Here is a 4,712-nt window from a genome sequence, read left to right as displayed (position 1 = left end):
GTCCTGCAATCTCGCGATGCAGGCCAGTGCAACGGATAATCATGCCCTATCAAAGAGACCGGGCACACCTCAGCTTATGGGTCGTAGACTCGGCGAAGACACCGCGCCGTGGCCACAGGAACGGAAGGAAGTATCTTTACCGCGAGCTTGGTCGGAAATCAACTTGACCGATTCAAACGGTCAGCAGGGAAAGTCAATGTCGAAATTCCTTTCATCAAGACTACTCATCACCGCTATCCTAGCCACCTCGCTCTGCGCGTGCGCAAGCGCAAGAAGCACGAAGGAAATCAAGGAAATTGCCATGACATCTGCAGGAGTCTCCACTACCACTCCGAAACCCTTTACTGCCGAGAGCTTGCTGAGAAGCATCCTCAGGTTGGTCAAGGGCGTTTCGTCGGTAGGGGACATCTCAGTTGATGATCTCGCTGCTGCAGTAGAGGCGCCGGCAACGTCTTTCGGAGCTGAGAAGTTCGGCTACAGTGGCGACATCACCGCACAATGGGGTTTTGCGCTCGTCCTAAGGAACGCAGGCAATCCACATGCTCGGCTGGACCTTGAATTTCTTGATGGCAGCCCACGTAGAGACACGCCCGCGATGGATATCTGCAGCCTTGACTTTGAACACGTAGCATCGGAACTGGACGCTGCGGGCTTCAAGCGTGAACAGGTCTATGGTGAGCACGGAAGAGTAATGTACGATCGATTTTATCGGCCCGGTATATCCGTCGAAGTTGATTCGACGGGGGGAAGCGCAACGCCTTCTTCCAACGGTCATCGATCCTGCGTTCTCGCACTCAGGGTTAAGTAAGGAGGCGCCCGCATGGTCACACTAAGCGCGGAGACGGAAGCACTACTGTCTGAATTTAGCCGCACTCCAAGCGTGACACCCGAACAGGTGTCCAATCTACGTAGCGTGATTGAAGGCTCGCCTCAGCTTGCACCCCAGGTCGATGCAGCAATCGGAGCGGGACATCTCCAGCACTTCGCCCTGCTACCTTCAACTGTCAGTGCCGGCGGCACGTACGATGGTCGCACCAAGACCATCAACCTTCCCGCTGCTACTTTAGCTGCGCCAGATGGAGAAAGGCCGCATGACGCCGCCGAACTGACCTTTGTGCTTGGCCATGAGATCCAGCATGGCTTCAATCACGCAGCCACCACGCAGGCATATGCTCAGTTTGAAAGGGAGCTTGGATCCGCACGCTCCACCGATCATGACTACACCAGGGCAATCGGAAACATCATCGCGACCAATCGCCGCGACGAGGCGGAAGCCAACATTGCCGGCTGGAACGCGCTGGTCGGAAAGATCCGGCAGGAGAATCCCGACGCGACTCTGGAGGATGTCTACCTCTCCAATGGCCGAGCGAAGGACGTCATCAAGTTGCATCAACCAGGCCTGACGTACGAAGCGCGGAGCAATCTCGCTCTTAACCAGGACCTGACCATCACTCCCTCCCCAGCAAATATTGAAGGGATGGCGGAGAACTACTTCGACAAGCCAGGGGATCTAGCGCGTCTTGGACACGGGCGTAACTCCGATTACACGAACTACTACGGCGCCTACGCTGTCGGTCGCGCCAGCCAGTACGAAGCGCTAAGTCCCGCCCCGGATGGGCGTGTGCGCATGACAATCAACATGCAGCAGCTCGGCCTGCAGGAAAGCCTGCTGGAACAGAATGGGATCACGCTGGGTGCGGGAACGCCGGCGCCCCAGCCCTACTACGACAGCAGCACCACGCCGCCGACGCTGCAGCATTTCGACCATACCGCCAGTACGCATGCCCATGTGCCCAGTGCCGCCCGGGAGTTCGCCGGGCTGCCCATCCGGGCGCATGACATGCCACTGTCGAGTGCGGCCGACCGCGCCCTTCACGAGCAGATTCGCGACAAGGTGGCCGCCCTCGATGCCGCCAACGGGCGTAGCTTCGACGCGACCAGCGAACGCTTGAGTGCCAGCCTGCTGGTGGTCGCCAGGGAGAACGGTTTGGACCGCGTGGACCACGTGGTGCTCAGCCGACAGACCGCCGACGCGGCCGCAGCACAGAACATCTTCGTGGTGAAGGGAGCGCTGGACGATCCGGCCGCGCTACGGGCGTCCACCGATACGGCCGAGGCCGCCCAGCGGCCGGTAGCGGAAAGCATGCAGCAGCTGCGGAACACCCATCAGCGCGCCGCGGAAAGCGCGGCACAGGAACAGACCCAGCAGCGAACCCAAGAGCAGCAGCGCGGGATGCTGTCGCACTAGCTGGCCGAGGACAACGATTGCAGGCAGGACTACTCCGGCGATCGCGGGCTGGTCGCAAAGGTATGCAAGGTGTCGCCCTGTAACATGAAAGCCAGTTGCAACGTCATCGGGTGCGTGGCGGTACCGCCTCTGGCCTGGGGATCGTCCGCTACGCATTCGGTGAGGTGTGAGGCAACAGCGGTCTTCTCGCACTGAAGCATCAAATGTGGCGCGGCCGCGAACGCTTTCACCGCAGCACGGGATTTGCCCTGCAATGCAGCATCATCCACCTGCGCCTGCCAGTACGCCTCGCGCTTGCGCAAATTGGTGCCACCGGCCACATCGTCGAACTGACCGGTTGCCCACAGCATCAGCGCACCGATGACCGTCAGTGCCAGATACGCAAATCCCTTTCCCATCCTTTCGCCCCGTGGCCGTGTGGCCATGTGGCCATGTGGCCATGTGGCCGGCAAGATCGCATGCCGGCCACGGCTTGCCAATACGCCCGAAACGGGGGCCGTCAGGTCGCCACGGCTGAGCAAGCCATCACTCCCTGACGCGATCGAAATGTGCCGTACGCAGCACCGGCTGACCGTCCCGGAAATAGGCCTCGGTTTCAGTCAGGACCTTGCCGTCGGCGCTGACGGTGTACACGCGGGTGGAGCGCGGAATGTTCTGGTAGATGAACTGCACCACCAGCACCCCGGGGGCCGGCATCTTTCCCGCCACGCGGTCCACCGCATAAGTGCCGGTGGCCGGGGCCGGCGTGCCGTCCAGCGCCATGGTCGAGCTGGCCTCCAGTCGGTTGCCGCTGTGCTCGACGATGGCGACACGCGAGGACCATTTGCCGCCGGGCACTTCCGCGAACTCCAGGCTGACGCTCTGCGGGCGGGCATCCGCCGGCATCGGCAACGTTGCTACATCCAGCGTCCAGCGCCCTGCCAGGGGTGAACCCGCCCGGGGCGCGGCAGATGTCGAGGGTGCCTGCAGCAGCACCAGTGCGAGCGATGCGGCGATGATCCTCTTCATATGACCTCTGTCGCGAGCCGGGTTGACCCCTGCCTTCTAGACCCCACCAGGGGGCAGGTCAAGACGCGCCGCACGATTCCCGCCGCCGCAAAGTCCGGCAAGCAGCCGCTTGCGGTACCCTTTCTTCCTTTCCTGCTGGATATGCCCCGTGCGAACCGTGCACGCCCTGCGCTACATCACCCCACTCCGCGAAGGCGGCTCCCTGCCCGCCGTTGTCGAGACCGACGACGAGGGCATGGTGGTGCTCAAGTTCCGTGGCGCTGGGCAAGGTCCCAAGGCGCTGATCGCCGAGCTGATCGCCGGGGAGATGGCACGCAGCGTGGGGCTGCCGATCCCGGAGATCGTGTTCGTCGAGCTGGACCGCGAGTTTGCCCGCACCGAGCCGGATCCGGAGATCCAGGACCTGATCCGCGCCAGCGAGGGCCTCAACCTGGGCAGCGACTACCTGCCCGGCGCGATCAACTACGATCCGGCCGCGATGCCGCTGGACGCCGACCTGGCCTCGCGCATCGTATGGTTCGATGCCCTCACCAGCAACGTGGACCGCACCGCGCGCAACCCGAACCTGATGGTCTGGCACCGCAAGCTGTATCTGATCGACCACGGTGCGGCGATGTACTTCCATCACGACTGGGCCACTGCCGGCGATGCCTGCGAGAAGCCCTTCGTGCTGATCCGCGACCACGTGCTGCTGCCGTTCGCGACGAAGATCGCCGAGGTGGATGCCACGCTCGCCGCCTTGCTGCCCGATGCGGAGATCGAGCGCATCGTCGCGCTGGTGCCGGACAGCTGGCTGGTGGATGAGCCGTTGTTCGACAGCCCGGCGGCGTATCGCCAGGCCTACATCACCTATCTCAAGCGCCGCCTGCAGGTGCGTGCCGTCTTCGTCCAGGAGGCCGTCCGTGCCCACGCTGCACACCTATGACTATGCGGTGATCCGCGTGGTGCCCCGCGTCGAACGCGAGGAGTTCATCAACGTCGGAGTCATCGTGTCGTGCCCCGGGGCGAAGCATCTTGAGGCCGCGATCGAGATTGATCCGGCACGCCTGCACGCCTTTGCGCCGGCGCTGGATCTGGACGCGCTGCAGCCGTGGCTGGATGCGATCGTGGCGATCTGCCGGGGCGATGTCGGTGCCGGCCCGATCGCACAGCTGCCGGCGCGTGCGCGCTTCCACTTCCTCACCGCCAAGCGCAGCTCGGTGGTGCAGATGTCCAGCACGCACGTGGGCCGCACCGCGGACCCGCCTGGCGTGGTGGAGCACCTGCTCAACCGGATGGTGCGGGTGCCGCGCTAGCTGGATATCAGGGGCTTTTCCTTGTGACGCCCACGCGGATGTCGAAGCGGGGAATCTGCGTCCACTGCTCGCGCGGATAATGCAACGATTCCACGCCCATCCCGATTTCATAGGCCACGCTGCCCGTCCCTGCGCGCCAGACGTAAGGCGCGCCACTGCTC

The 4,712-nt window shown here is 63.1% G+C and carries 6 protein-coding genes; 4 read left to right on the top strand and 2 right to left on the bottom strand.

Features of this window, described 5'->3' with window-relative positions:
* On the top strand, positions 1–808 hold an 808-nt coding region (locus AC1DQP_RS16745), incomplete at its 5' end, for a hypothetical protein (protein ID WP_478052043.1).
* Positions 809–880: 72 nt separating this feature from the next.
* The gene (locus AC1DQP_RS16740; RefSeq protein WP_478052042.1) at positions 881–2,248 is read left to right on the top strand and encodes an XVIPCD domain-containing protein; all 1,368 of its coding nucleotides are present in this window, start codon (positions 881–883) and stop codon (positions 2,246–2,248) included.
* 29 nt (positions 2,249–2,277) lie between these two features.
* Here the strand turns inward: AC1DQP_RS16740 and AC1DQP_RS16735 are convergent, their stop codons facing one another.
* Both AC1DQP_RS16735 and AC1DQP_RS16730 read right to left on the bottom strand, forming a co-directional pair.
* Complete coding sequence (locus AC1DQP_RS16735) at positions 2,278–2,769, bottom strand: hypothetical protein (RefSeq protein ID WP_478052041.1); 492 nt, start codon at positions 2,767–2,769, stop codon at positions 2,278–2,280.
* 4 nt (positions 2,770–2,773) lie between these two features.
* Positions 2,774–3,256: a LuxR family transcriptional regulator gene (locus AC1DQP_RS16730; RefSeq protein ID WP_457320286.1), complete on the bottom strand. Its 483-nt coding sequence runs from the start codon at positions 3,254–3,256 to the stop codon at positions 2,774–2,776.
* A 148-nt stretch (positions 3,257–3,404) separates the two neighbouring features.
* Here AC1DQP_RS16730 and AC1DQP_RS16725 point away from each other — a divergent pair, with 148 nt between their 5' ends.
* Together AC1DQP_RS16725 and AC1DQP_RS16720 are read left to right on the top strand one after the other, a co-directional pair.
* Complete coding sequence (locus tag AC1DQP_RS16725; protein WP_457320284.1) at positions 3,405–4,181, top strand: HipA family kinase; 777 nt, start codon at positions 3,405–3,407, stop codon at positions 4,179–4,181.
* Positions 4,159–4,551: a DUF3037 domain-containing protein gene (locus AC1DQP_RS16720; RefSeq protein ID WP_457320281.1), complete on the top strand. Its 393-nt coding sequence runs from the start codon at positions 4,159–4,161 to the stop codon at positions 4,549–4,551. The genes AC1DQP_RS16725 and AC1DQP_RS16720 overlap by 23 nt, the downstream gene beginning before the upstream one ends.
* The last annotated feature ends 161 nt before the right edge of the window (positions 4,552–4,712 follow it).

The sequence above is a fragment of the Stenotrophomonas sp. P5_A8 genome (assembly GCF_056400545.1).
The sequence above is the reverse complement of the archived record's forward strand: the minus strand, read 5'-3'. Positions and strand labels throughout refer to the sequence as shown.

Excerpts from the sequence above, each read along its gene's own strand:
- AC1DQP_RS16730 (WP_457320286.1), bottom strand. The coding sequence starts at position 3,256 with ATGAAGAGGATCATCGCCGCATCGCTCGCACTGGTGCTGCTGCAGGCA.